Here is a 25,614-nt window from a genome sequence, read left to right as displayed (position 1 = left end):
TCCTTTTCTATCCTATACTTATCATTTAAAAAAAGGCGTTTTCCGAATTTGCGGAAAAGCCCTTTTCCTGAATGCTCACGTATATAAACGGGCGTATATTCTTCGCGAAAATACTTCTAAACGTTATTACACTTTATCAATTATAAGTTTTGTATGTGTAAAAAGCAAACCCAACTGTTACCTTATTTTCATATTCAGAGCTTTTTTCTTCACTTTTATTTTTTTATATTTACTGTAAGCGCTTATTATAAGTTTCTTCTATTTTCGTAACTATCATCCCTATTTATATACACCAATTATTTCAACATCGTAATTACTTCTTCTAATTTCATACCGCGAGATGCTTTTACTAATATAACATCTTTCACGTCAACTACTGCTTGCAACTCTTTTACTAACTCTTCTTTATTATCATACGCCTTTACACGTTCATTAGGGAAATTAATTTTCGCTCCTTCAGCAATTTGAGCCCCTAATTTACCATATGTGAACACATATGCGATTTTTGCTGGATCGATTAATTTACCTACTTCATAATGAAATTGTACTTCTTGATCTCCAAGCTCTAACATATCACCAAGCACAACTATTTTTTTAGCAAATCCATCTAAACCATTCATTAAGTGGAATGCCGCTTCCATAGCTGTCGGACTTGCATTATAAGCATCGTTGATAATTGTTAATCCGCTATTTGTTTTTACAATTTCCATACGCATACCTGTCATTTGAAGCGTTACTAAACCTTCTTTCATCTCTTCCCACGTTACACCAAAATGTTTCGCAATTGCCATAGAAGCAAGCGTATTATATACATTGTGTTTCCCTAATACCGGTAGATAGAATGAAATATTTTCTTCTCTATTCATTTTAAAGTGTGTCCCAGTTGCTTGTAACGTTACAGTCGTTGGATAGTAATCATTTGCTCTAGCATCACCAAACGTAACTGTTTCAGCTATTAAATTCATTTCAGGAACACGATTCGTTAATAATGGCTCATCTCCGTTATATACGAATACTCCACCTTCTTGTAATCCTGTCACAATTTCTAATTTCGCTTCAGCAATTGCCTCACGAGATCCTAAATCCATTAAATGCGCCTCACCAATGTTCGTAATGATAGCTGCATTTGGACGAGCTAACTTAGATAGGAATTCAATTTCCCCACGGCTTGACATTCCCATTTCTAATACAGCTACTTCTGTATTTTCTTCTAAGTTTAAAATAGTAAGAGGAAGCCCGATATGGTTATTGAAGTTTCCTTCTGTTTTTTGAACTTTAAATTTAGTCGCAAGAAGACTTGTTACAATATCTTTTGTAGATGTTTTACCGTTACTACCTGTTACACCAATAACTTTAACATCCAATTGATCGCGATAATTTTTCGCTAACATTTGTAGTGCTGATAGTGTGTCTTCTACAAAAATAACTGGAAGATTCTCAGGTGGATTCGCTACATCTTTCATCCATAATGTCGCTACAGCTCCATTTTCAACAGCTTTATCTACAAAAGCATGTCCATCGAAACGTTCACCTTGGATCGGAACATATAGATTTCCTTTTTCGATTTTTCTCGTATCAATAGACACTCCCTGTATAGTAATTCCCTCATATCGCTCTGCTAATCCCGTACCATTTATCATCTGTTCTACTTGTTTTAACGTTCGATTTATCATGAAAACACTCCTTACATAGAGGAAGCACTATTCCTGTGAATAGTGCCTCCTCCTTTTTTTGTTAGATTGTATATTTAATTTTTTGTTTTTCTTCGTGACGATCAATTGCTAAACGAATTAACTCTTCAATTAATTCCGGATACGGTAATCCAGTATGTTGCCATAGTAGAGGGAACATACTAAACGGCGTAAATCCTGGCATCGTATTCACTTCATTAATATATACTTCTCCATCTTTCGTTAAAAAGAAATCAGCTCTTGTTAAGCCAGCGCCATCTAACGATTGGAATGCAATAATCGCATCTCGCTTAATAACATTAGACTCTTCTTCTGTCATTTCAGCTGGAATAATTAACGCTGTATCACCATCGATGTATTTCGACTTATAATCATAGAAGTCTTTTTTCGGTACAATTTCACCTACAACTGAACATTTCGGCTCATCATTACCTAGTACCCCAACTTCTACTTCACGTCCAACGATATTTTCTTCTACAATAATTTTACGGTCAAATTGGAATGCCTCTTCAAATGCATTCTCAAGTTCTTCACGATTTTTACACTTATTAATACCAACACTTGAACCAAGATTTGCTGGTTTTACGAAGCAAGGGTATCCTAATACCTCTTCTACCTTTTCATATGCTGTGTCACGATCTTTTTCCCATGCGCTACGAATGAATGATGCATATTTCGCTTGTTTCAATCCAGCTTCTGCAAAGATGTTTTTCATAACAACTTTATCCATACCAGCTGCAGATGCTAGAACACCATTTCCTACATAAGGAATGTTCATTAATTCTAATAATCCTTGAACCGTTCCATCTTCACCATTTGGTCCATGTAGTAATGGGAAAATAACGTCGATGGCATTTTCCTCAGAACCTGCAGATGGAATGATTTCTGTACTTAATGATAACGGAGAAATCGCATTTTCTGCACCGCTCATTTTTAGAACCTCAACATCTGTTACTTCACCTTCAATACGCTCACCACGAACCCATTGACCTTGTTCTGTAATATAAATTGGATGAATCTCGAATTTATCTTGATTTAATGCTTTAATAGCAGCAAGAGCCGTTTGTAGCGAAACTTGATGCTCAGCTGATTTTCCACCATATAATAAACCTAATTTAATTTTTGTCACTGAAATCACCCTAACCAATTGTTTTCATTTTTCTATTTTAGCACTTTTTATAAAAATAGGTAGTTCCTATTTGAAATAAAATGTAACTTCCACAAATAATTAAATGACACCACTTATTGGTTTTCTACACTTTTCCACTTAACTTTCTTCATAAAATTGCAACCCAATCTAGTTATGTACCTAAAATATGTAGAAATCTCCTTTTTGTGTATGTCATCTACTTATTAAGAAGATTGTTTGGTCAGTGTGCTCTTTTGCCTTTGTTCAACAAGACGATCTAAAGAAACATATACAATACCTGCAACTACACATCCTACAGCTAAAATTGTAAATAGCAAATGGCCAAGTAATTGATCTAATAAAAAACCTCCAAGAAGTGGACCGAATGCGCTTCCTGTAATCCACTGCAAACTCGCAGCTCCCATATAAGTCCCTCTCAAATGCTCAGGAGCTAAATTTGCTACAAATGTCATCTGTACAGGCGACATAATCATCTCACCTAACGTATATATGGCATACACAAGCATGAGTGTTATTAAAATAACAGTAACATTCGCATCAAATTCCCCAAACCACTTCGGTAACCACCCTATAAAAAATAATCCAATCCCAAACAAACATGCACCATATAACATCGTCTTTCCGACAGGTTTATCTGTGGCCCATTTTGAAATTTGAAATTGGAACAACACAACTAATAATCCGTTTAGCGCCATTAAATATGGGTATGGATTGTTAGTTCCAAAAATATCCTTCATTTCATTATCAAAGTGCAGTGGCAACATGCCTTCTGTTTGGGAAAATCCCATCGAAATAATGATACCTGCTAATAAGTAAATCATTAATACCTTATCTCGCAATACAATTTTCCACACTGCCCCTGATTCCTTTTCTTTCTCCTCTTCTTTATTCATACCCTTCGGCATTGTCTCTTGAATAAGGATGAATACAAGTAATGCATAAAATAACATCGTAGACGCTGCAATAATAAACACGAGGTTCTTCGACAACATAACTACCGAAGCGCCCATTATCGGGCCAATTGCAGCACCTATATTGTGCCCCATTCGTAGTAACCCATATGCTTCTGTTCTTTTTTCTGGCGCTGTTACATCCGCAACCATCGCTGATGCAGCTGGATGAAATAACGAATTACTTAATCCTAAAAAAACAGATAAAATCGCATAAGGAATAAATCCTTCTATAAATAAAAAACCGAGCATTAATACCGCATTACTCGTCATCGAAAATATCATAATCGGCTTTCTTCCATATATATCAGCAATTCTTCCCCCTATAATTGACCCAAAGCTTGCAGCGACTGGAGAAAGCGCCATAATAACTCCAACCTGTAATAATGAATCTACCTTATCTTTTAAATATAATGCAAAAAAAGGCATCAACATCATCATTGCAATTCCATTTAATGTCTCACCAATAAACCGAATCCATACGTTACGGTCCATCTCTCTTAACTCACGCCACGTATTTTTCATCATTTCACCCCTTTAGTTCACCAACAATTATCTTACAATACATTCAGAAAAATGTAAATTTTCAAATAAAAAAATCCATTCTAACAGAATTAGAATGGATTTTACTACTTATAGATTTGCTACATCTTCTTCGTCTTTACTATTATTTAACGCACTATGTTTACGGCTATATAAGAAGTAAACTGCAATACCAATAACCATCCATATCCCAAAACTAATCCAAGCCGTTCCGGATAATTGAAGCATTAAGTATAAACAAAAAATTACTGTTAACGCTGGTAAAAATGGTACAAGCGGCGCCTTAAATGCTCTTGGTAAATCAGGATGTGTTCTTCTCATTACAATAACAGCAACAGCTACAAGTGCAAAGGCTGATAAAGTCCCCATATTTACAAGATGCGCTAATACATTTAAATCTATTAATCCTGAAATAAGCGCTGCAATAATTCCCGTTGTCCACGTATTTAAAAACGGTGTTTTAAATTTCGGGTGAACTTTAGCAAGGCGTTTCGGCAATAATCCATCTCTACTCATTGCATACGAAACACGTACTTGCCCATACATCATAACTAACATTACTGTTGTAATCCCTGTAATTGCCCCTACCGAAATGACTCCCGCTAAACTATCTTGTCCAATAAATTGAAGTGCAAAAGCAACTGGATCTGATATATTTAGCTGTCCGTATGGAACAATTCCTGTCAAAATAAGCGAAACAACGATATAAAGAACTGTACAAATTAATAACGATGCAATAATACCAATTGGTAAATCACGCTGGGGGCGCTTCACTTCTTCTGCCGCTGTTGAAACTGCATCAAACCCTATGAATGCAAAGAACACTGTAGCAGCTCCAGCCATGACACCATCTAAACCAAATGGCATAAAAGGCGTCCAATTTTCAGGTTTCACATAATTAAAACCAGCAAAGATAAAAATAAGAACAACCGCTAACTTAATAAATACCATAATATTATTTACACGTGCACTTTCACGAACACCTCTAGATAAAAGAACTGTCATCACTAAAATAATTAGAACGGCAGGTAAATCAATTATTCCACCCTTTCCTGTACCAGGGGCTGAGGAGAGAATGGTAGGGATATGAATTCCAAATCCCTTTAATAAAGATTGGAAATACGCGGACCAACCATTTGCCACAGCAGATGTAGCAAGTAAATATTCAAGCATTAAGTCCCATCCAATTAAAAACGCGAATACTTCTCCCATCGTCGCATACGTGTACGTATACACACTGCCTGAGACAGGAACTGAAGAAGCAAATTCAGCATAACAAAATGCAGCAAAGGCACAAGCTAACGCGGCTATCGCAAATGATAATATAATAGCTGGTCCAGAATGTTTTGCTGCTACCACGCCCGTTAGAACAAAAATACCAGTTCCAACAATCGCCCCGATTCCAAGCATCGTTAAATCCAATGCGCCCAATGTTCTTGCTAACGTCTTTTGTTTACTCTCTTGCATTAACTTCGCAATAGGCTTCTTTTGAAAAATTTGCTTCATAGCATGCTCCTCCAAGTTTTAAATTTTCTGAAAATTTTTAATTCGCTTTTTTATTTTACTCATAGTACTTTCCCCAGTCAATACTTTTGTCGAAATAAGTAGAAACTCTTATGAATATGCACGATTTTTATCGTTCTTCCTATATATCTTTCTATAACTTTCTTTGGTATTATTATACATGTCGATTCCATGAAAGAGGCATGCTCCGTTATTGAGCATGCCTCTTTTTACTTATTTCACAGTATATGATCCCTCTTCAATCCAGCTATACATATATTTTTCATCTTCTGTTTCATGTGCTTGTTTTACAATACGAAGCGGACGGAATGTATCTATCATAACAGCTAATTCAAGCGTTTCTTTTTTCCCTATACTCGCCTCTGTTTTCCCAGGATGTGGCCCATGAGGAATGCCGCTCGGATGAAGTGTAATAGATCCTTCCTCCACACCTTTTCGGCTCATAAAGTTACCTTCTACGTAGTACAGTACTTCATCACTATTCACGTTACTATGATAATACGGTGCCGGAATAGATTCTGGATGATAGTCGTATAAACGTGGTACGAAAGAGCAAATAACGAAATTGTGACCCTCGAACGTTTGATGTACTGGAGGTGGCTGATGAATACGACCTGTAATTGGTTCAAAGTCCTTTACATTAAAGACCCACGGATATAAATAGCCATCCCATCCAACTACATCTAACGGATGGTGTCCTAAAACATGTTTATGCATATACCCTCGCGACTTTGTCATTACAACAAACTCACCTTTTTCATCATACGTCTCTAATTTTTCCGGGCCACGAATATCTCTCTCACAAAACGGACTATGCTCTAACAATTGTCCATACTCATTGCGATAGCGACGCGGTGTTGTAATTTGGCTATTCGCCTCTACAACAAGAAACTTAGTCTCTCCTTCATCAGGAATAACACGATAAATCGTTCCAATTGGGATTGTTACATAATCGCCTTTTCGATAGTGAATCGTTCCAAACATCGTTTCAATTTTCCCTGTTCCGTAATGAACAAATAACATTTCATCGCCATCACCATTACGGTAGAAATAGTCCATTTTTTCTGTTGGAGTCACTACTCCAATTAATAAATCCTCATTCCCAAGCATAAAGTTTCTTCCGCTTACTGCATCGCCAGTTTTTTTATTTTCTTTCGTGCGAAAATGACGATGAGCAAGAGCTACATCTTCTTCATACTGCAACTGACAAGAATGAGATAATGCCGCATGCCCTACTTCCGTTGGCATATAATGATGGTACAAAATAGATTGTGTACCCGAAAAACCTTTTGTTCCCATTACCTGTTCACGATAAAGCGACCCATCTTTTTTACGGAATTGTACATGTCGTTTATGAGGTAGCTCCCCCATGTGACGATAAAACATGCCCATCACCTGCTTCCATTTCTTTTTTAACCGTATTACGTAACGTACCTAAACCAGTAATCATAAGTTCTATAACATCTCCATCTTGCAGCCACTCTTCCGTACCTAGTTCTAAAATGCAACCTGTTCCTACTGTCCCAGAACCAATCACATCGCCTGGGTATAGCGTAACGTCTTCAGAAGCACGTTCAATCATTTCAGCAAATGTATAGTAAATATCTTGGAAGTTCCCCTTTGATAATAACTTTCCGTTTACATGAGCAGTCATCTCTAACTCATAACGGTCACCGTTACGATAAACATCTAATTCCTCTTTCGTAACAAGGTGTGCTCCTAATGAAGTTGCAAAATCTTTTCCTTTTGCTGGACCAAGTCCTACCTTCATTTCTGTTGCTTGTAAGTCTCTTGCACTCCAGTCATTCATAATACAATAACCAAAAATGTATTCCTCTGCTTGCTCACGAGAAATATTTCTTCCTTCTTTCCCAATTACGCAAGCGATTTCTAACTCATAATCAAGTTTTTTAGATTTCTTCGGACCAATTACAAAATCATCTGGACCAATTACAGCACGATGGTTCGTAAAATAAAAAACGGGGATATCGTACCATTCAGGTATAACATCTAGTCCTCTTCGGCCGCGCGCCGTTTTTACATGCTGTTCAAACGCGTAAAAATCCCGAATACTACTCGGATTAGGAATTGCCGCCGCTAATTGTACTTCCTCTAAGGAATATATACCCTTTTCCGGATTGTTAATATTACGCAATATCTCTACATACTCATCCGCATTCTCTAAAAAGGCGAACATAGAAGAAGGTAATTTCCCATCACTAGCAAGATTCATATCGATTACTTTGTCACCTTCAAGCCATCCAGCTCGCATTTCTTTTGAAGGAAGACGAAATGTAACGAATTTCATCCTGATTCCTCCCTATGAAAATGAAATTTCCACCAACAAAGGAGTTTTTGCTGGTGGATATAAATTTTATAAATTTCCGCGACGCTCTTGTTCTCTTTCAATCGATTCGAATAACGCTTTAAAGTTTCCTTCTCCAAATCCGCGAGAACCTTTACGTTGAATGATTTCAATAAATAGAGTTGGACGATCTACAATTGGTTTCGTAAAGATTTGTAGTAAATAACCTTCATCATCGCGATCTACTAAAATCTTTAATTCTTTTAACCTATCAATTTCTTCATCAATTTTCCCAACTCGCGCAGTTAATTCATCATAATAAGTATCTGGTGTATCTAAAAACTCCACGCCATTTTCACGCAGCGCTTCTACTGTTTTAACAATGTCATTCGTTAATAAAGCAAGATGTTGTACACCTGCTCCATTATAGAACTCTAGATATTCTTGAATTTGTGATTTTCTCTTTCCATCTGCTGGCTCATTAATAGGGAACTTAATACGACTTCCATTCGTCATTACTTTTGACATTAATGCTGAATACTCTGTACTAATATCATCATCATCGAAATGGATCATTTGTTTAAAGCCCATAACGTTCTCGTAATAACTAACCCACTCTTCCATCTTTTCAACATTACCAACTACATGGTCTACAGCAATTAAACCTGACTCTTCAAATGGAATATTAAACTCGACCTTTTGGAATCCTGGCATAAATGTTCCTTTATAATTTTTACGCTCTACAAGCGTATGAATTGTATCACCATACGTACCAATAACTGCTTTTTTCAATGTACCGTTCTCGTCTGTTAACTCTACAGGTGGAGCAATTGCGACGGCACCACGTTTCACAGCTTCTGAGTATGCTTTATCAACATCGTCAACAAGTAATGCTACATCTTTCACACCATCACCATGAGTCTTTACAAACTCTGCAATACGATTGTCGCTACTTAAAGCTCCAGACACAACGAAACGCATATTTTTTTGCACAAGAACATAAGATACCTTTTCACGGTTACCAGTTTCCAATCCAGAGTAAGCCACAATTTTGAACCCAAATGCTCTCGCAAGGTAATAACTTGATTGCTTTGCATTTCCTACGTAAAATTCCAAATGATCTACATCACGTACTGGAAAAAAGTCCTCCATTTGTGCAGCTAGCGTATCCATAGATTTTTGTTTCATAAAATCCTCATCCCCCTGTAAATAGATTAAATGGTCCATACTTAAAACCAACCGAAAACGCTTCCAACATCAATTAATAGAAATTAGTTAGCAAGCTAACAAATTCTGACCTTTAAAATTTTCTATCTTTTCTGTCAAATTCCTCTTTTTTTCTTACATATAAAATTCGACTTTTTTCTCTTTAAAATAAAGGAAGGTTATTCATAATTGGAGGGATATATAGAAGAAAACAAAAAAGACCCCAACATATTAACTGCTTACTAATATGCTAGAGTCTTTATTTTTTTTGAATGATTGTATTTATATGTCTCATACTAATACATTTGCAAGGAATAGAATAAATGATGTTAATACTACCGCTCCCCCTAATGATCCTACTAAATCTGTTTTTGTTACTTGTAACACTTGTTCACTGTTCATATTCCTCATTCTCCTTTCATTTTGTATGATTTAAAACTTTTATTATACTAATACGCTTGATAGAAATACGATTAACGCTGTTAATACTACTGCTCCACTTGCTGATCCTACGAAGTCACCTTTTGTTACTTGTAATACTTGCTCTTTCATTTTTCATTCTCCTCTCTTTTTCTTTTGTTACAAAACTTCTATTATACTAATACGCTTGATAGAAATACGATTAATGCTGTTAATACTACTGCTCCACTTGCTGATCCTACGAAGTCACCTTTCGTTACTTGTAATACTTGCTCCTTCATTTTTCATTCTCCTCTCTTTTTCTTTTGTTACAAAACTTCTATTATACTAATACGCTTGATAGAAATACGATTAATGCCGTTAATACTACTGCTCCACTTGCTGATCCTACGAAGTCACCTTTTGTTACTTGTAATACTTGCTCTTTCATTTTATGTATCCTCCCTTTTAATAAGTTATCTATATGTAATTTCTAAGAAATGTTTATTTCACAGTTTTTATGTTAGCGTTACATTAAATTTAATAACGTAACGTTTGTAACATTAATGTAACATAACTATTGTTACGTTGCAATATAATTACGTAAAATTTATTACACTTTTTTTACGTTTTTTTATAAAAACCTTCAAAAACCCTATTTTAATGCACTTTCTACTAAATTTATGTTTGTAATGCTATTGTAATATTACAGTCATATAACGAAACATTTCCATACTCACCTCTACTTTTGTTACAAATTAAAGCGCATATTCAAATGAATACGTTGGAATCTATCAAATTTTTACTAACGATTCATGCGAGATAAAGTGAAACTTTAATCAGTGGGGGTTTCTTCATCCCCACTGATTATCAGCCCTCACCNNCACCAATCGGACTTTAATGGACAGCCCGACCCCCATCTAAATTCTTTGCTTTCGCTGAATTTTGAGGTGGGGGTCTTACTGCCCATTAAAGCGGGATAAAATACAATTTTTCCAAGATAAGTTTATATGTTTCCTCTATATAACTATGTATAATAAAAGCAAAGAGGTGGTCATTTTGAAATTAATCGCATTAGATATGGATGGTACACTACTATCGTCTAATCTTGAAATCTCCAAAGAGAACTTACAAGCTATCCAAGCTGCAAAAGAGGCTGGTCATAAAGTTATGATTTGCTCTGGTCGTGCAAAAGAGGATGCTTTAAAATTATTGGAAGAATATAAACTATCTCTTCCAGTTGGAGCGAGCAATGGGGCAATTGTTTATGTGGATGGAAAAGTAATTAACTCGCGTTGTTTACAAAACGATAAAGTATACAAGCTTGCAAAATTACTAGAATCTGAAGGTTTTCCTTATAAGCTATATACGAATAAGGGAGTTTATTCTCCATATACATGGCAAGATCAAGTCATGCAAGCGTTCGAAGAGAACAAGCATGCATTAGATGTTACACTTGAGGAACTTGAAAGAATTACAGAAAAACAAAAGAAATCAAACTTAATTACTGATTTCCAAAAAATCGAAGATGTTGTAAATAATCCAGAATTAGAAATATCTAAATTCTTCATTTTGACGTTTAATGCAGAACATCGTGCACAGCTATTAAGTATGTTAAAAGAAGATACTGATATTTCCGTTACAGCATCAGCTCCTACTAATGTAGAAATTATGGATAAGCATGGTCATAAAGGGAACGGCCTACAAGAGATGGCTGCTTATTTCAATATACCAATTGAAGATACTATTGCAATCGGGGACAACTTTAATGATGTGCCAATGTTACAAGTAGCTGGCTTATCTGTTGCAATGGGCAACGCTGAAGAAGATGTAAAAAAACTATGTGATGTTGTAACATTAACAAACAATGAACATGGTGTTGCTCACGCAATCGAAAAATTTGTATTGAAACAAACTTCATCTAGTAAATAAAAGAAAAGGACTCTTTCTATTCGAAAGAGTCCTTTTTTATACATGATGACAAGCAACAAAATGCTCCTCACCAACATTACGGAATTCCGGTACCGCTTGTTTACAAATATCCGTCGCAAACGGGCAACGTGTATGAAAGCGACAACCTGAAGGTGGATTTGCTGGACTTGGAATGTCGCCCTCTAGTATGATTCTCTCTCGCTTCACTGTTGGATCCGGTATTGGCACTGCAGATAACAATGCTTTTGTATATGGATGAAGCGGATTCGTAAATAATTCATCACGCGATGCTGTCTCCACGATCGTTCCTAAATACATAATCCCAATTTTTGTACATAAATGTTCGACTACACTTAAATCGTGTGAAATGAACAAATAAGATAGTCCCTTTTTCTCCTGTAACTCACTAAATAAATTAATGATCTGTGCTTGAATAGATACATCTAGTGCTGCCACAGGTTCGTCAGCTACAATAAATTCTGGGTTTAATACCATAGCTCTTGCGATAACGATACGTTGACGTTGTCCACCAGAAAATTCATGAGGGTACCGGTCAATATGATATGGGGCTAAGCCACATAACTCTAATACTTCCGTCACTTTTTCACGAACATTTTCTTTCGTCGCTAATCCGTGAGCCAACATCGGCTCACCAAGTGCCTCTCCAATTCTCATTCTCGGATTTAATGAACTAAATGGATCTTGAAACACGAGTTGCATATTAGGACGATGTTTTCTCAATTCTTCCTTAGATAAAGAGTGAACATCCTGCCCTTTAAACTTCACTTCCCCTTCCGTTTTTTGGACGAGACGTAAAATTGTTTTTCCTATCGTCGTCTTTCCACTTCCCGATTCACCAACAAGGCCGAACACTTCACCTTTATTAATAGTAAAACTTACTCCATCAACTGCCTTTACATGTCCAACCGTTCTACTAAATATGCCGCCTTTAATTGGAAAATATGTTTTTAAGTTTTTTACTTCTAATAATGGTTCACTCATTGTCCCGCACGCTCCTCATATAACCAGCAAGCTACTTTATGATTCTCATCATGTACATTCAGATTTGGCGCTTCTACTTTACATATTTCCATACAATGCTCACAACGACCACTAAAGTAGCAAAACTCATCCAAACCAACTAAATTAGGAACTTGCCCTGGAATAGAGTACAGTTTATCTATTCGTTTTCCCATCACTGGTTTTGATTTCAACAAACCTTTCGTATACGGGTGTTTCGGATTTTGGAATATTTCTAGTACTGGTGCTTCTTCAATAACTTTCCCACCATACATAACGACAACGTAATCAGCCATTTCTGCTACAACGCCTAAATCATGTGTAATTAGTAAAATGGATGTTTTAAACTCTTCTTTTACTTGTCTTAATAAGTCTAATATTTGAGCTTGAATCGTAACATCAAGAGCCGTTGTCGGTTCATCAGCAATTAATAGCTTAGGATTACAACTAAGCGCAACAGCAATCATAATACGTTGTAACATACCACCACTCAGTTCATGTGGATAAGAATGGACGATTTCATCCGCACGAGCTATACCAACTTTACGAATTAATTCAATAGCCTTCTTATATGCTTCATTTTTACTAAGCAGTTCATGCTCCCTTAACGTCTCTACAATTTGTTCCCCTACAGTGAAGACCGGATTCAGCGATGTCATCGGTTCTTGGAAAATCATCGCAATATCATTACCTCGTAAACTACGAAGCTCTTTCTCTTTCATTCCTAAAAGACTTTTTCCCTCATATAGAATATCTCCGCCTACTACACTACCTGATTCAGCAATAAGCCCCATAATAGATAAAGCTGTTACACTTTTCCCGCAACCTGATTCACCTACAACACAAACAGTTTCACCTTCTCGAACAGCAAAACTAACATGATTTACAGCCTTTACTGTTCCTTCCTCCGTTTGAAAGTGTGTTTGTAAGTCTTTCAGCTCTACTACCGCTTTACTCATATTCCCTCACCTACCGTCTCATCTTTGGATCTAACGCATCACGAAGTGCATCACCAAGTAAGTTAATTGATACAACTGTTATAAAAATTGCGAAACCAGGAGGAATCCATAACCACGGACGCTTTTGGAAATCAATTAATGAGTTAGCTGCGCTAATCATATTCCCCCATGATGGTGTAGGCGGGACGACGCCTAGGCCTAAGTAGCTTAGTGCGGACTCACTTAAAATAGATCCAGCCACACCCAAAGTTGCTACAACAATAAGCAACGGAAAGACGTTAGGAATTAGATGATGAATAATTTTTCGAGAATCCTTTAATCCTAATACATCTGCCGCTTGCATAAAGGCTTGCTCCCGCAATGTTAAAATTTGTCCCCTTACAAGACGGGCAAGTCCTGGCCATCCTACTAAACTTAAAATAATCATTACAACATATAAACGATATTCCGATGGTAATTTCCATTCTGATAAAATTGCTCCCATTATAATAAGTAGCGGTAATCCCGGAATGGACATTAACACATCCGCAACACGCATAATTAAATGATCCACAAGCCCTCGATAAAAACCAGCAATTGCTCCTAATAAAGCTCCTAGTATAACGGATAGTAGCATCGACGCTAAACCAATTGTTAATGAAATACGCCCTGCTTGCATAAGTCTAGTTAAAATATCCCGTCCCAACTGGTCTGTTCCAAGCCAATGTGACAGGCTGGGTGGTTTATTAATTTGTGTTACTTGTACTTTCCCATCAGCATACGGTGAAAAGATTGGACCGATAAAACTAAATAAAAACATAAATATTAAAACGTATAAGCCACACAGTGCCATCTTATTTTTCTTGATTTTTTTATACGCTTGGCGCCATGGTGATGATTCATTTCGCTTTTTTCGTTCTTTCTTTTTCTCTATTATTGGTGTAATAGTCTCCATATCTTTCCCCCCTTACTTCAATCTAATTCTTGGATCAACAAAAGCATATACAATGTCAGCTAAGAAATTAGCCATAATTGTTAAACAAGAAAGAAACATTGTAAAGGCCATTAATACCGTATAATCACGGAAGTTTAATGCTTCTAATTGAATACTCCCAATCCCTGGCCAATTAAAAATCTGTTCAATAATAATAGCTCCTGAAAATAAACCCGGTAATTCAAAAGCGAGTAATGTAATTGCTGGCAAAATGGCATTTTTCAATGCATGTTTATAAATAACAGTTCTTTCTTTTAAACCTTTTGCACGAGCGGTACGAATATAATCTTGTCTAATAACATCCAACATGCCGGTTCTAAAATATCGTGTTAACGATCCTACACCAAGAAGCGTTAAAATAAATACAGGTAGAATCATATGACGTAATACTTCTAATATGTATGCTATCCCTGTTGAATTACTCCCAATATCAATCATGCCACCAATAGGTAATAACTTTAAATCAACTGCTAATAATTTAATTAAAAATAGTCCAATAAAGAATGATGGAAATGACATTGCTGCAAAGACACCGATTGTTACCAATCTATCAAACCAAGAGTGTTGCTTTGTTGCAGAAATAACCCCAATGATAAGAGCAATAATCCAAGTGAAAAATAAAGCTGCAACAGCAACAATAAATGTATTCCAAATGAATTTATTAAGTAATGAAGTTACCGGTTCTTGGTACTGTAAAGAAAATCCAAAATCACCATGCAAAGCATTCACTAACCAATGAAAATACCTTTCAATAATTGGTTTGTTTAAGCCGTATAATTCCCTTAATTCTTGGGCTCTCTCTGGTGTTAACTTTGGATTTGAATCAATATAATCTCCGGGCAAAAGTGCAAATAAGAAAAAAATAATAATAGATGTACCAAACAATGTAGGGATCATTTGAAGGAACCTACGAATGATATATGTTTTCACCTTTTGTCTCCCCAATCCTATTTACTTAAAAATAGAAGAACATTTTTTCAAAACAGCTACCATTCCATTGCTGTGTGAAAAAACGTCTTCTATTATTTAGGTCAATCCTTATTGTTCAATAGATAACACTGGTAAGTTGGAACTGATGCCATCGTACTTTTCTGGATCAATTCCTTTTATACGCGCATTATGAGCATAAAGTAGTTTACGATAGTTTAATAAAATAACTGGTGGATCATCACTTAACTCTTTATACAGTTCTTTATAAATTGCTTTACGTTTTTCAATATCTGTCGTCCCTATACCTTTTACAATCAAGTCATCTACTTTCGGATTGTTATAACCCGTATCACTTTTTGGATTGGTTGATAAGTAATCACTTACAACTTCACTTGGATCACTAATTCCTGGTGTTGAAACTGCCGCTAAATCGTAGTCACCTTTCCCTACTTTTGAAAGCATCGTATTAAAGTCCATCAACTCTGGATTTAATTCAACACCGATTTCTTTGTAACTTTCTTTTGCAATTGGAATAAAGATATCATTTGTTTTACCTGTATTTGATGCGTAGTATGTTAATTTTAATTTTTGACCATCTTTTTCACGAACTCCGTCAGAACCTACTTTCCAACCAGCCTCATCCAATAATTTTTTAGCCTTTTCTACGTCGTGTGGATATTTATTAATACCTTCTTCTGTATATGCCCATGAAACTGGCGCAATTGGTACGTTAGCAACCGATCCATATCCTTGTAAAGCTGTATCCACATACTTCTTACGATCTAATCCATAAGTAAGTGCTTGACGTACCTTCCTATCTTTCAAATACGGTTTCTTATTATTTACATAGATATAAGCAATATCACTTGATGATTCAAGATTAATATTTGCAAACTCTAATCCTTTTAATTGATCTATATTTTCAGGGTTCGCTCTAAATCCACTATAGTCCAGTTCACCCGTTTGGAATAATTGGAATCCAGTATCACCTGATGTAATTTTATAAATAAAGTTTTTAATTTTTGGTTTTCCTGCATAATAGTGTTCGTTAGCAACGAAGCGTACTTCTTGACCTGGAACATATTTTTCAAATTTATATGGACCCGCTGCAATTGGTTGCCCATATAATGCTTTTAAATAGTCTAAACTTGTATTTTGTTTATAATCTTTTCCATAGTAAGCTTTTGATAGCACTGGGCCACCTAAATTCGTTAGCGCCTGTGAATTAACTTTTTCAGTTGTAATTTTAATTGTCTGCGGATCAACAACTTGAATTCCTTCAATAGAAGTTGCTTTTCCTTCTTTATATTCTTTCCCGCCTTTAACAGCATACTGAGCAATGTCCATTCCACCCTCATACGCTTTATCATGAAGAAGTGTTAGTGTAAATGCTACGTCATCCGCTGTTAAAGGTGACCCATCACTAAATTTTAAATTTTTACGTAAGTGGAATGTATATGTTAACTGATCAGCAGAAATATCCCATTTTTCTGCAAGATCCGGAACAGGTTTACTTTGTTTGTCTGTTGTTACTAATGACGCAAAAATTACAGACGTTACATTTCCATCCCAACCATTCTCTTGGAAATATGGAAGGAAAACTCCCCCTGGCTTAGAAATGGCTGTAATAAAAGTATCTTTTCGTTGATTTGCTTTCTCTGGACTTTTCTTTTTATCTGTAGCTGGAATTGATTCAATCTTAGCGTCTTTTAAATCCTGCTTTTTTACCGGTTCTGTAGAAGCCGTATCTTCCTGTCCCCCACAAGCAGATAACACAAGCGAACTACTCAGTAATACCGAAAATACACCAGCCCATTTTTTTGTCTTTTTCTTCATTGTCCCCACCCTAACTTTTCTTTTTTTAATAATTAAACCTTATGAACTGCTTGCCTTATGTATGCCTCCCACAGCAACATTTTATAACCAATCGGAAAAGTCGGTTTTAATCGTAAAAAAATAGATGTTTTTGAGGGGTAACAATCCTATTCCGACCTTTCCTATAGACTTTATGGTTATTAGCTTATATCTTCAGTTATATTTTGTCAATTCTTTCTAAATAAATATTTTGAGAATTTTTTTAAAATTATTGTTCTATCTTTAATTTAGGTAAACTTAATAAAACTCCGTTATAGTCACCTTCTTATAATCCTTGAATTCGTGCATGATGTGTAGACACCATTTTGCTATTATTCAAGAAGATTACAGGCGGGGCTTCGCTTAACTCTTGATATAATTTTTTATAAATTTCCTTTCGCTTTTCAATATCCAACGTTTCTAATGCTTGCTTAGCTAATTCATCTACTTTCGGATTATAGTATCCCATCATAATTTCGTTTACTTGTTGAAATAAACTCTTCAATCGCTCTCTTTTATTTCTTATAAAAAAATTAAAAATTCACTTCTATTCGTTCAGCATGAAACATAGAATACTAATAACCAATTACCAAAAAGGGGGCGAAAACATGGACAACCTATTCCAATACGTCCTGCACTACGTATTATTAACAATTATGATAGTCGGGGCGCTATTACTATTCCCATTCTTCCCAAAGTTCGTCCTCTTTTTAGCTTTTTTTATTATGCTCGGGATCGCTATTATCATTTCAACAAGGGAAGATGCCACACAAAAAGAAAACAGAGTTCAGCGTGTGAAGCTGTAACTCTGTTTTTTTATTTCCAATTATGAGCCTCTGTTTCACATACTTATGTCTCGGGAAATAATTAATCGATGCAAAAATCTCCTAATACCATTTATGTTTTAAAATTTATACAAATTACGAAACAAAGATTTATGAAATGTACTGTTTCACGTGAAACACATATTTTCTTTTTCTTTTTCTTTTACAGTAAAATATCGAGATAAAAAAGCGAATTCCTTCAGCAAAACTGAAAGGAATTCGCTTTCTACTTTTCACTCCACAATATTCTCTAACTCATTATATAACTCCGCTCGTAACAACTCTTTCTTCATTTTTTCCTCATACAATTGTTCAAGCATTTCAACATCAACTACTTGTTCCATCTTACACTCAAGTGTATATATATCTTCTTCTACATGCATTAACTCTGTTTCAATCTCTTCAACATTCCTAGATTCTTTCTTTTTTACAGGAGCTGTTTCCATACCTTTTCTTCCTTGGTGCTTCTGCTTTGTTACTTGTTTCTCGAGCTTTTCCTCCCACTTTTGGCGAGCCCATGCATAGTTCCCTGCAAACTCAAATAATTTACGCTCATCAATCCAATACGTCTTTTCAAATAACTTATTTAAAAAATAACGATCATGTGAAACAGCTAAAATCGTTCCATTATATTGTTCAAGAGCTTCCTCTAAAACTTCCCTTGATTCAATGTCGAGATGGTTTGTCGGCTCATCTAAAATCAAAAAATTGATATCTTGATACATAAGTTGCGCAAGTCTTAACCTCATTTTTTCTCCACCACTCAGTTGTGTTACTTTCTTAAACACCGCTGGACCATAAAATAAAAACTTAGCTAATATATGTCTCGCTTCTCCCTCTGTTACAGCTACATATTCTCTAAAAGCTTCTAATACATTACTCTTCATATTTCCGTACGCATGCTGTGATAAATAACCGATTTTCACACTACTACCAATTCGAATTTCCCCCGCGTCTGGTTCTATTTCTTCTAATAATAATTTTAGTAGTGTTGTCTTTCCTGCACCATTACGACCAACGATGGCCGCACGCTCTTGAAAACGAACATGTAAATTCACTTCGTTAAATAAGGGGTGGTCAGCAAATCCCTTACTCACTTCTTTCATTACAACAACATCTTTCCCACTTCTCTCTTGCCCTTCAAACTGAAGTCCCATTTGTTTTCGCTCTAAAATAGGTTTCTTTAGTTTTTCCATACGTTCGAGTGCACGTTCCATACTTCTCGCTCTCTTATGCAATCCTTCATTCGGAGGATTCGCCTGATTTGCCCATTCACGTAGTCGCTTAATTGCTTCTTTCATTTTCTTTATTTTCTTTTGCTGTTCTTGATAAGCTTGAAACTCCTGAAGCAATCGTTCTTCCTTTTCCTCAACAAACTGAGAATAGTTTGTATGATACACGTGAATCTCTCCATCTTCTAAATCAAAAATCTTCGTTACAACTTCATCAAGGAAATAACGATCATGTGAAATGACCATAACCGTTCCATTGTATTCTTTCAAAAATTGTTCTAACCATTCTACCGCAAATAAATCTAAATGATTGGTTGGCTCATCTAATAAAAGTAAATCTGGTTTCTGCAACAGCATGTATGCAAGGCTGACTTTTGTTTGCTCCCCGCCACTTAACTCCAGAAATGATCGAGGAAATAGTTCTGTCACCTGTAGACCATTCGCTACCTTCATAATATTCGCTTCTATTTCATAACCACTAAGGAATGCAAACTTTTCTTGGATTACTCCGTACCTCTCCATTAATCTTTGTAAAGCAGACGATTCCTGTTCTTCCGCCATATGTTTTTCTAAAGCATGCATTTCCCTTTCTAATTCCTTTTCTATTTTAAAAGCAGAACTCAATACATCATATACAGTCATACCTTCATCAAATTTTGGAATTTGCGCCACATGGCCAATACGTGTACCTTTCTTCATATGAATGGCTCCTGCATCCAAACTTTCCATTCCAGTTAGAAGTTGAAAGATTGTAGTCTTCCCACTACCGTTTCGACCAACTAATCCAACACGTTCACCGTTCTTTATTTCAAGCGATATATTTTCAAATATGATGTTTCCACCAAAAGATTTCGTTACATTATTTACACTACAAATTGTCATTTTCCGTACTCCTTTCAATATAAAAAACCATGGGAAAGAAACATTCCCCATGGTTTTCGACATAGAAAAAGGAAGCCAAATAGCTCCCTTTTCACACGTTTATTAAAAATGGGTGAAGAGATTTCTATCGTTCAATAGCTACTATGCAATTGTTAAAAAAGGGCAGACGTATCCCGTTAACAACTACATCATGAAAAATCGCACGACAAAAATAGATAAAATCTAAAAATTTGGCACGTGCAGCTAAAGAACATTTCATCTCATTCACCTCTTTCGTACGGAATTTAATACTTACTTCTTTATTATACTTTCCCATTTCATGTTTGAATAGTCATTTTTCTGAAAATAATGAAGATAGACTAAACATTTCAATAAGTGACATCAAATCTTACAAAACTGTTATGTTCACGTAATGGAAAGCGATAGTACAAAAAGATGCCTCCCTATACAATAAAGATGTAAACAAGAGAGACAACAAAAGGAGGAAACAATCATGATGAAAGAAATCGTAAAAGCAATCTTTGAGGTATTAGTGAACGGACAAGCAGTTGTAAAAGAACTAAACGAACTATAAAAAGGAGTGAGAGAATATGATGAACATGGTAAAAATGATTTTACACGCTCTAGTTGATGCAAAAGCAGTTAGCCAAGAATTAAACCAACAATAAAAAAGGGGTAAACGAATATGAAGAAAGCCATTATTGTCATCGCAAGTACAGCAATTGCCTTATACACAATAAAAAATAGAAAAAAGAAGCACAATAAAAACGATTTATATTATCCATACACATTATTAAAGAAAAAATAAAAGACAAGGTACCCTATCTTAATGAGGATATCTTGTTTTTTATTTTTCCGATTCCCTTTAAAGGATTTTCTTCTCCTTTTCCCGAATGTATTAAGCGGGATTTTTACACATATTTTAAAGGGGCATATATACAAATGGATACACAACAACTATACTTTTTAAACGATATCGGTAAACAAAAACCAGAAAGCATCCGGAATAGAAGCGCGGCATGTCCTTTTTGTGACAGAGAAAATTTAACGGATATTTTAACAACTGAAGGATCAATTATTTGGCTAAAAAACAAATTCCCTACATTAAAAGATACATTTCAAACGGTGCTAGTAGAAACAGATAATTGTGAAGATCATATTGCGACATATACAGAAGAACATATGAAATCGCTAATTCATTTTTCCATTAAACATTGGTTAGATTTGCAGAAGAATGAAGAATTCACATCTGTGATTTTATACAAAAATCATGGTCCATTCTCCGGCGGAAGTTTGCATCATGCACACATGCAGATTATCGGAATGAAATATGTAGACTATCTCGATAATGTTGAACAGGACAACTTCCAAGGAGTAATTGTACAAAAAAACGAGCGCATTGAACTCAATATTTCAGATCGCCCTATTATCGGTTTTACTGAGTTTAATATCATCATTGAAGATGTTGAATTCATCGATGAATTGGCAAATTACATTCAGCAAACTGTACGTTACATACTGACAGATTTCCATAAAGGATGTAGTAGTTATAACTTATTCTTCTATCACGTAAACGGAAAAATCATTTGTAAAGTTGTTCCTAGATTTGTGGTTTCACCATTGTATGTAGGATATAAAATACCGCAAGTTTCTACAAAGCTAGAAGAGGTGAAAATACAACTAGCAGAGTATTTCACAAAACAACGCGATTATCCACAAAAAATAGAGTAGGTCTCAAAAACCTACTCTTTAATTACACCTTTATTTCGATAGTACACATCCTCTAATCCGACGTTATACTTCATATTATTATCCGTCCACTCCGGCCCTAAATTCCCTGGCCATCCAGATGTATTTGCTATATATTTTAGTAATGCAAAATCAGTCAAACCTTTTTGCACCCCGCGCTTATATCCTTTCATTAAATGCGGCATTGCAATTTGCGCATTTATACGTGGATCTTTCAACTCTTCATCAGTTAAATGCTCTGGTGCAAGCCCACCACCGCGATGCAATTGAAACAATCCGAATGAAGTTCCATTATCTCCAACACTTCTTGGATTTAATCGACTTTCATGTTCGGCAATTGTAAGAGGTATCCATTCTGGAAGATTGACTTTCTTTGCTTCCTCTATAATAATTTGTTTCATCTGTTTTGCTTCTTCAGAATCAACATAGCTTGTCTCATTTACTAATTTGCCCATTCCTTCAGACTTTCCTTGGAAATATAAGTACACCCCAAGAACAACTAAAAATCCTACAAAGAATTTCTTCACTACCTCTACCTCTTTCTCCGCTGAAATTTGTCCCCTTTCAGCCTTCTTCCCTTTACAATTACCCACATTCTATCATTCTCTTACCCTTTTATCATAGCAAATAACTATACATATTATCATCATGCTTTAGACCGATTTTGTGAGAAAACAGCTGGTAAATACGTGCAAAAATGTAACTTTCATAGACTACAACGTATTTCTTGTATATAATTGTAAATTGAACTCTACATATAGAATAGGAGCAGACTAAATGAAAAAGTGCATAATACTCTTGTTCAGTATTTTACTTCTTATCCCTATCCACACCTCTGCACAAACGTCATCAAAACCAAAAGTACTTGTTTTATATAGTACAAAAGACGATAAAATTACAAATAATATTCAAATCCTTAATACTCAATTAGGACATTTTACAAACGATATAACTACAAAAAGTTTAAAAAAAGCTAATGAAATTACTAATTCATCTTCTTATACACATATTGTTTATATCGGTGAACAAAAAGAAGAGTTTCCTACTGAAGCAAAACAACTTATAGAAAATTTCTCAGGCCCAGTATTATTGCTAGGGCAAAATGTTGAACAACTATCTAATCGCTTTTCTTTCATTACTCTAAAGGATAATGATGTACGAGTGAATGAAATCGAATATCCAAGTAATAAACTAAAGAACACGTTAGAAGAAGAACGATTAATTCAATCTTTTGATACAAATGGAACTGTTCTTGCTAACGCTTTAAGCTCAAATAGTAAGAACCCACTAATCGTTCAGCATGAAACATCTTATTACATTGCAACGCCAAATCTCTTCGACTGGATATCCCATTACATAGGTGAAATGTTATTTTCTTATTTCGGACAAAAGCCAACGACAACTAAAGTAGAGGCTTATTTACGTCTTGAGGACGTCCATCCAGCAGCAGATATAAATCAATTAAAAGAAATTGCTACATTACTAAAAGAGAAAAAAATTTCTTACATGATTACGGTCATACCGGTATATAAAGATCCAGACACAGGAAAAACAATACATTTAAAAGAGAAACCCGAACTAGTCGATCTTTTACGCTCTATGCAAAATGATGGTGCAGCAATTATTATGCATGGTTATACGCACCAATTTTATGATAGTGAAACTGGTGAAGGTTTTGAATTTTGGGATGTCAAAACAGACCAACCAATTCGTCAACCAAATCATGAAAAACCAAAAACAAAAGATGATTTCCCTAATATAGAAGCATATAATGCATATGTAAAAAAAGGGGAAGAATTTGAAGAAAAATATACGACTGATCATATTGAAAAAGGTATTCAAGAACTTGTAGATGCAAAACTATATCCTGTCGCATTTGAAGCACCTCATTACACGATGTCTCAAAAAGGATATGCAATATTATCAAGGTACTTTTCAACTTACGTAGGACAACTACAGTTAAGTGACACAACTTGGAAATCTATGCACTCACCATTTTATACAAGTACTCCATCATTTTTACACGGGATGAAATTAATTCCTGAAACAGTCGGATTTATTGAAGAAGATAAGCCACATACTATTGCAAAGATGAAGGAACGTGCTGTATCTGTTGCTAAATTATCCGATGGAGTTATTGGTGCATTCTATCATCCTTACTTAGGTGTGAAACCATTAAAAGAAGTATTAAAGGAACTAGAGAGCATTCCAAATATAGAATGGATTGATTTACAAAAAGAAACAAATGAAGTGAAAATGAAAGATATTCATATTACTACTAATAAAGACGGCATTCACGTTGAAAAACCAACAAGCGCAAACGACATAATGGATTATATAAAACAATATGGATTCTTCCTTATACTTGGCCTCTTTGTCATTGTCTTTCTTTTCTTATTAAGACGCGGGAAAAAATTAGAATCCTAATACAAAACCACCAAGCAGAATGCTTGGTGGTTTTGTATTTTAAATTAAAATGTGGCATATTATGAATATACCATTTGATTATCAACCCTCACCTAACTTCTCTACTTACACTGAATTTTGAGGTGGGAATCTTACCGCCCGGCAAATAGCGGGGTAAAATCGAATGGTATTTTCATATATTGTTTCTGTAACCTTATCAACAGACATATTTTTTATAACACTAATTTCCTTTAGTACCTCTCTAATCATTCTCGGATGCGTCATAACATCGTCTTGAAATTCCCACGGTCCATCCGTTTCTACCATCATATATTCAAGTGGATAATACGAAACGATTTTTCTAATTTTCTCCTTATGTAAAACATCTGGCGTGATAGAAATGTAATAACCATTCCTCATCATCCGTTTCATTGTTGTTTCACTTCCTTTAAACCAATGAAAGTGTGCACGTGAAACTTTATATTTCTCCAGTAAATCACATACAATATCAGCGTCTTCATACACTGCATGCAATATAATTGGTAAATCATATTTACTAGCTAGTTCAACAAACCGTTGTAACACCGAAATATATGAATTGATAGCAATGTGCTCATCTTCTTTTCTTACATAATACGGCAAACCTACCTCACCAATCGCAACTATGTCCTCTACATGATCTTCAATTAATTTATAAATTTGCTCACATTCTTCTTTATGAATCAGTTGCTCTGGGTGAAAACCTATTGCTGGATGAACAAAGGGATATCGCTTTGCTAAAGATAAAGTTTCTTTACATGATTGATAATTCATAGATACTGCAATAAGCCCCTCTATCTCTTTACTATTTTCCACATCTTTAAGTAATTTACTTTTCTCTACATCCTTATATTGGTCAACATGTATATGACTATCAATCCACTTCATTTTTATTCCCCCATAAAAAAAACAAGAAAGGAACTCCCTTCTTGTTTTTTCATCTATATTATTTAACAATTAAGTTTGTTATGATATCAAATAATCCAATACATACTACGGCAACAGTAAAGTAGCTACAGAAATCTTTAATTGGAAACTTCACTACT

Annotated in this window: 25 protein-coding genes and 1 pseudogene; 5 read left to right on the top strand and 21 right to left on the bottom strand. The window is 35.3% G+C overall.

Going from position 1 to position 25,614, the window contains the following annotated elements; translation table 11 throughout:
- Positions 1-296: 296 nt before the first annotated feature.
- From murF to COL05_RS15240, 11 genes are all read right to left on the bottom strand, one after another.
- Positions 297-1,673 (bottom strand): UDP-N-acetylmuramoyl-tripeptide--D-alanyl-D-alanine ligase, encoded by a 1,377-nt coding sequence (murF, locus tag COL05_RS15295; protein WP_098669234.1) that lies wholly within the window; start codon positions 1,671-1,673, stop codon positions 297-299.
- A 61-nt stretch (positions 1,674-1,734) separates the two neighbouring features.
- Positions 1,735-2,820 (bottom strand): D-alanine--D-alanine ligase, encoded by a 1,086-nt coding sequence (locus COL05_RS15290; protein ID WP_098669233.1) that lies wholly within the window; start codon positions 2,818-2,820, stop codon positions 1,735-1,737.
- Between the two features lie 224 nt (positions 2,821-3,044).
- Positions 3,045-4,316: an MDR family MFS transporter gene (locus tag COL05_RS15285; protein ID WP_098669232.1), complete on the bottom strand. Its 1,272-nt coding sequence runs from the start codon at positions 4,314-4,316 to the stop codon at positions 3,045-3,047.
- A 108-nt stretch (positions 4,317-4,424) separates the two neighbouring features.
- On the bottom strand, positions 4,425-5,840 hold the full coding sequence (bcaP, locus tag COL05_RS15280; RefSeq protein ID WP_098669231.1) for a branched-chain amino acid transporter BcaP: 1,416 nt from the start codon (positions 5,838-5,840) through the stop codon (positions 4,425-4,427).
- 231 nt (positions 5,841-6,071) lie between these two features.
- Positions 6,072-7,244: a homogentisate 1,2-dioxygenase gene (locus COL05_RS15270; RefSeq protein WP_098669230.1), complete on the bottom strand. Its 1,173-nt coding sequence runs from the start codon at positions 7,242-7,244 to the stop codon at positions 6,072-6,074.
- Complete coding sequence (locus COL05_RS15265; protein ID WP_098669229.1) at positions 7,210-8,166, bottom strand: fumarylacetoacetate hydrolase family protein; 957 nt, start codon at positions 8,164-8,166, stop codon at positions 7,210-7,212. The genes COL05_RS15270 and COL05_RS15265 overlap by 35 nt, the downstream gene beginning before the upstream one ends.
- Before the next feature lie 66 nt (positions 8,167-8,232).
- Complete coding sequence (gene hppD / locus COL05_RS15260; protein ID WP_062822147.1) at positions 8,233-9,351, bottom strand: 4-hydroxyphenylpyruvate dioxygenase; 1,119 nt, start codon at positions 9,349-9,351, stop codon at positions 8,233-8,235.
- A gap of 309 nt (positions 9,352-9,660) precedes the next feature.
- On the bottom strand, positions 9,661-9,771 hold the full coding sequence (locus COL05_RS15255) for a DUF3948 family protein (RefSeq protein WP_098669228.1): 111 nt from the start codon (positions 9,769-9,771) through the stop codon (positions 9,661-9,663).
- A 42-nt stretch (positions 9,772-9,813) separates the two neighbouring features.
- Complete coding sequence (locus COL05_RS15250; protein WP_000664237.1) at positions 9,814-9,921, bottom strand: DUF3948 family protein; 108 nt, start codon at positions 9,919-9,921, stop codon at positions 9,814-9,816.
- Between the two features lie 41 nt (positions 9,922-9,962).
- The gene (locus COL05_RS15245) at positions 9,963-10,070 is read right to left on the bottom strand and encodes a DUF3948 family protein (RefSeq protein ID WP_000664237.1); all 108 of its coding nucleotides are present in this window, start codon (positions 10,068-10,070) and stop codon (positions 9,963-9,965) included.
- A gap of 41 nt (positions 10,071-10,111) precedes the next feature.
- Positions 10,112-10,219 carry a DUF3948 family protein gene (locus COL05_RS15240; RefSeq protein WP_000664237.1) on the bottom strand — a complete coding sequence of 36 codons (108 nt, stop codon included), beginning with the start codon at positions 10,217-10,219 and terminating at the stop codon, positions 10,112-10,114.
- A gap of 608 nt (positions 10,220-10,827) precedes the next feature.
- On the opposite strand from COL05_RS15240, the gene COL05_RS15235 reads away from it, so the two are divergent.
- Positions 10,828-11,700 (top strand): Cof-type HAD-IIB family hydrolase, encoded by an 873-nt coding sequence (locus COL05_RS15235; protein ID WP_098669227.1) that lies wholly within the window; start codon positions 10,828-10,830, stop codon positions 11,698-11,700.
- Between the two features lie 36 nt (positions 11,701-11,736).
- On the opposite strand, the gene COL05_RS15230 is transcribed toward COL05_RS15235, so the two are convergent.
- The 6 genes and pseudogenes from COL05_RS15230 to COL05_RS31880 all read right to left on the bottom strand — a co-directional run.
- Positions 11,737-12,702: an ABC transporter ATP-binding protein gene (locus COL05_RS15230; RefSeq protein WP_098669226.1), complete on the bottom strand. Its 966-nt coding sequence runs from the start codon at positions 12,700-12,702 to the stop codon at positions 11,737-11,739.
- A complete protein-coding gene (locus tag COL05_RS15225) occupies positions 12,699-13,679 on the bottom strand; it encodes an ABC transporter ATP-binding protein (RefSeq protein WP_098669225.1) in 981 nt (326 codons plus the stop codon). Before COL05_RS15225 ends, COL05_RS15230 begins: the two co-directional genes overlap by 4 nt.
- Positions 13,680-13,689: 10 nt before the next feature.
- Positions 13,690-14,613: an oligopeptide ABC transporter permease gene (gene opp4C / locus COL05_RS15220; RefSeq protein WP_098669224.1), complete on the bottom strand. Its 924-nt coding sequence runs from the start codon at positions 14,611-14,613 to the stop codon at positions 13,690-13,692.
- A gap of 12 nt (positions 14,614-14,625) precedes the next feature.
- Positions 14,626-15,582: an ABC transporter permease gene (locus tag COL05_RS15215; RefSeq protein ID WP_000860691.1), complete on the bottom strand. Its 957-nt coding sequence runs from the start codon at positions 15,580-15,582 to the stop codon at positions 14,626-14,628.
- 108 nt (positions 15,583-15,690) lie between these two features.
- Positions 15,691-17,418 carry an ABC transporter substrate-binding protein gene (locus COL05_RS15210; RefSeq protein ID WP_142337520.1) on the bottom strand — a complete coding sequence of 576 codons (1,728 nt, stop codon included), beginning with the start codon at positions 17,416-17,418 and terminating at the stop codon, positions 15,691-15,693.
- Positions 17,419-17,722: 304 nt separating this feature from the next.
- Positions 17,723-17,942 (bottom strand): annotated as a pseudogene (locus tag COL05_RS31880) (ABC transporter substrate-binding protein); the annotation flags it as partial.
- 102 nt (positions 17,943-18,044) lie between these two features.
- Between COL05_RS31880 and COL05_RS15200 the strand changes: the two are divergent.
- The gene (locus COL05_RS15200) at positions 18,045-18,242 is read left to right on the top strand and encodes a hypothetical protein (RefSeq protein WP_142337516.1); all 198 of its coding nucleotides are present in this window, start codon (positions 18,045-18,047) and stop codon (positions 18,240-18,242) included.
- Between the two features lie 251 nt (positions 18,243-18,493).
- On the opposite strand, the gene abc-f is transcribed toward COL05_RS15200, so the two are convergent.
- The gene (gene abc-f, locus COL05_RS15195) at positions 18,494-20,374 is read right to left on the bottom strand and encodes a ribosomal protection-like ABC-F family protein (RefSeq protein WP_098669222.1); all 1,881 of its coding nucleotides are present in this window, start codon (positions 20,372-20,374) and stop codon (positions 18,494-18,496) included.
- 124 nt (positions 20,375-20,498) lie between these two features.
- Entirely contained in the window at positions 20,499-20,633 is a 135-nt protein-coding gene (locus COL05_RS31390) for an RAxF-45 family protein (RefSeq protein ID WP_306475316.1), read from the bottom strand.
- A gap of 426 nt (positions 20,634-21,059) precedes the next feature.
- Here COL05_RS31390 and COL05_RS30960 point away from each other — a divergent pair, with 426 nt between their 5' ends.
- Complete coding sequence (locus tag COL05_RS30960) at positions 21,060-21,182, top strand: hypothetical protein (RefSeq protein ID WP_000709145.1); 123 nt, start codon at positions 21,060-21,062, stop codon at positions 21,180-21,182.
- A 134-nt stretch (positions 21,183-21,316) separates the two neighbouring features.
- Entirely contained in the window at positions 21,317-22,105 is a 789-nt protein-coding gene (locus COL05_RS15180; RefSeq protein WP_098669220.1) for a DUF4931 domain-containing protein, read from the top strand.
- Between the two features lie 11 nt (positions 22,106-22,116).
- Here COL05_RS15180 and COL05_RS15175 read toward each other — a convergent pair whose 3' ends face one another.
- On the bottom strand, positions 22,117-22,650 hold the full coding sequence (locus COL05_RS15175; protein WP_098669246.1) for a transglycosylase SLT domain-containing protein: 534 nt from the start codon (positions 22,648-22,650) through the stop codon (positions 22,117-22,119).
- 250 nt (positions 22,651-22,900) lie between these two features.
- Between COL05_RS15175 and COL05_RS15170 the strand changes: the two genes are divergently transcribed.
- Positions 22,901-24,550, top strand: coding sequence for a DUF2334 domain-containing protein (locus COL05_RS15170; RefSeq protein WP_098669219.1), 1,650 nt, complete (start codon positions 22,901-22,903; stop codon positions 24,548-24,550).
- 105 nt (positions 24,551-24,655) lie between these two features.
- Here COL05_RS15170 and COL05_RS15165 read toward each other — a convergent pair whose 3' ends face one another.
- Entirely contained in the window at positions 24,656-25,456 is an 801-nt protein-coding gene (locus COL05_RS15165) for a TatD family hydrolase (protein ID WP_098669218.1), read from the bottom strand.
- Positions 25,457-25,614 lie beyond the last annotated feature (158 nt).

Source organism: Bacillus sp. AFS059628 (genome assembly GCF_002571225.1).
Classification (GTDB): domain Bacteria; phylum Bacillota; class Bacilli; order Bacillales; family Bacillaceae_G; genus Bacillus_A.
This window is presented reverse-complemented; position numbering and strand designations above follow the sequence as displayed.

Bases quoted from the DNA above. Each gene is read 5' to 3' on its own strand.
- COL05_RS15255 (WP_098669228.1), bottom strand. From the start codon at position 9,771: ATGAACAGTGAACAAGTGTTACAAGTAACAAAAACAGATTTAGTAGGA.
- COL05_RS15210 (WP_142337520.1), bottom strand. From the start codon at position 17,418: ATGAAGAAAAAGACAAAAAAATGGGCTGGTGTATTTTCGGTATTACTG.
- opp4C (WP_098669224.1), bottom strand. From the start codon at position 14,613: ATGGAGACTATTACACCAATAATAGAGAAAAAGAAAGAACGAAAAAAG.
- COL05_RS15200 (WP_142337516.1), top strand. From the start codon at position 18,045: ATGGACAACCTATTCCAATACGTCCTGCACTACGTATTATTAACAATT.
- COL05_RS15230 (WP_098669226.1), bottom strand. From the start codon at position 12,702: ATGAGTGAACCATTATTAGAAGTAAAAAACTTAAAAACATATTTTCCA.
- COL05_RS15250 (WP_000664237.1), bottom strand. From the start codon at position 9,921: ATGAAAGAGCAAGTATTACAAGTAACAAAAGGTGACTTCGTAGGATCA.
- COL05_RS15225 (WP_098669225.1), bottom strand. From the start codon at position 13,679: ATGAGTAAAGCGGTAGTAGAGCTGAAAGACTTACAAACACACTTTCAA.
- murF (WP_098669234.1), bottom strand. From the start codon at position 1,673: ATGATAAATCGAACGTTAAAACAAGTAGAACAGATGATAAATGGTACG.
- COL05_RS30960 (WP_000709145.1), top strand. From the start codon at position 21,060: ATGAAGAAAGCCATTATTGTCATCGCAAGTACAGCAATTGCCTTATAC.
- COL05_RS15170 (WP_098669219.1), top strand. From the start codon at position 22,901: ATGAAAAAGTGCATAATACTCTTGTTCAGTATTTTACTTCTTATCCCT.
- COL05_RS15245 (WP_000664237.1), bottom strand. From the start codon at position 10,070: ATGAAGGAGCAAGTATTACAAGTAACGAAAGGTGACTTCGTAGGATCA.
- hppD (WP_062822147.1), bottom strand. From the start codon at position 9,351: ATGAAACAAAAATCTATGGATACGCTAGCTGCACAAATGGAGGACTTT.
- bcaP (WP_098669231.1), bottom strand. From the start codon at position 5,840: ATGAAGCAAATTTTTCAAAAGAAGCCTATTGCGAAGTTAATGCAAGAG.
- COL05_RS15285 (WP_098669232.1), bottom strand. From the start codon at position 4,316: ATGAAAAATACGTGGCGTGAGTTAAGAGAGATGGACCGTAACGTATGG.
- COL05_RS15165 (WP_098669218.1), bottom strand. From the start codon at position 25,456: ATGAAGTGGATTGATAGTCATATACATGTTGACCAATATAAGGATGTA.
- COL05_RS15270 (WP_098669230.1), bottom strand. From the start codon at position 7,244: ATGTTTTATCGTCACATGGGGGAGCTACCTCATAAACGACATGTACAA.
- COL05_RS15265 (WP_098669229.1), bottom strand. From the start codon at position 8,166: ATGAAATTCGTTACATTTCGTCTTCCTTCAAAAGAAATGCGAGCTGGA.
- COL05_RS15180 (WP_098669220.1), top strand. From the start codon at position 21,317: ATGGATACACAACAACTATACTTTTTAAACGATATCGGTAAACAAAAA.
- COL05_RS15240 (WP_000664237.1), bottom strand. From the start codon at position 10,219: ATGAAAGAGCAAGTATTACAAGTAACAAAAGGTGACTTCGTAGGATCA.
- abc-f (WP_098669222.1), bottom strand. From the start codon at position 20,374: ATGACAATTTGTAGTGTAAATAATGTAACGAAATCTTTTGGTGGAAAC.
- COL05_RS31390 (WP_306475316.1), bottom strand. From the start codon at position 20,633: ATGAAATGTTCTTTAGCTGCACGTGCCAAATTTTTAGATTTTATCTAT.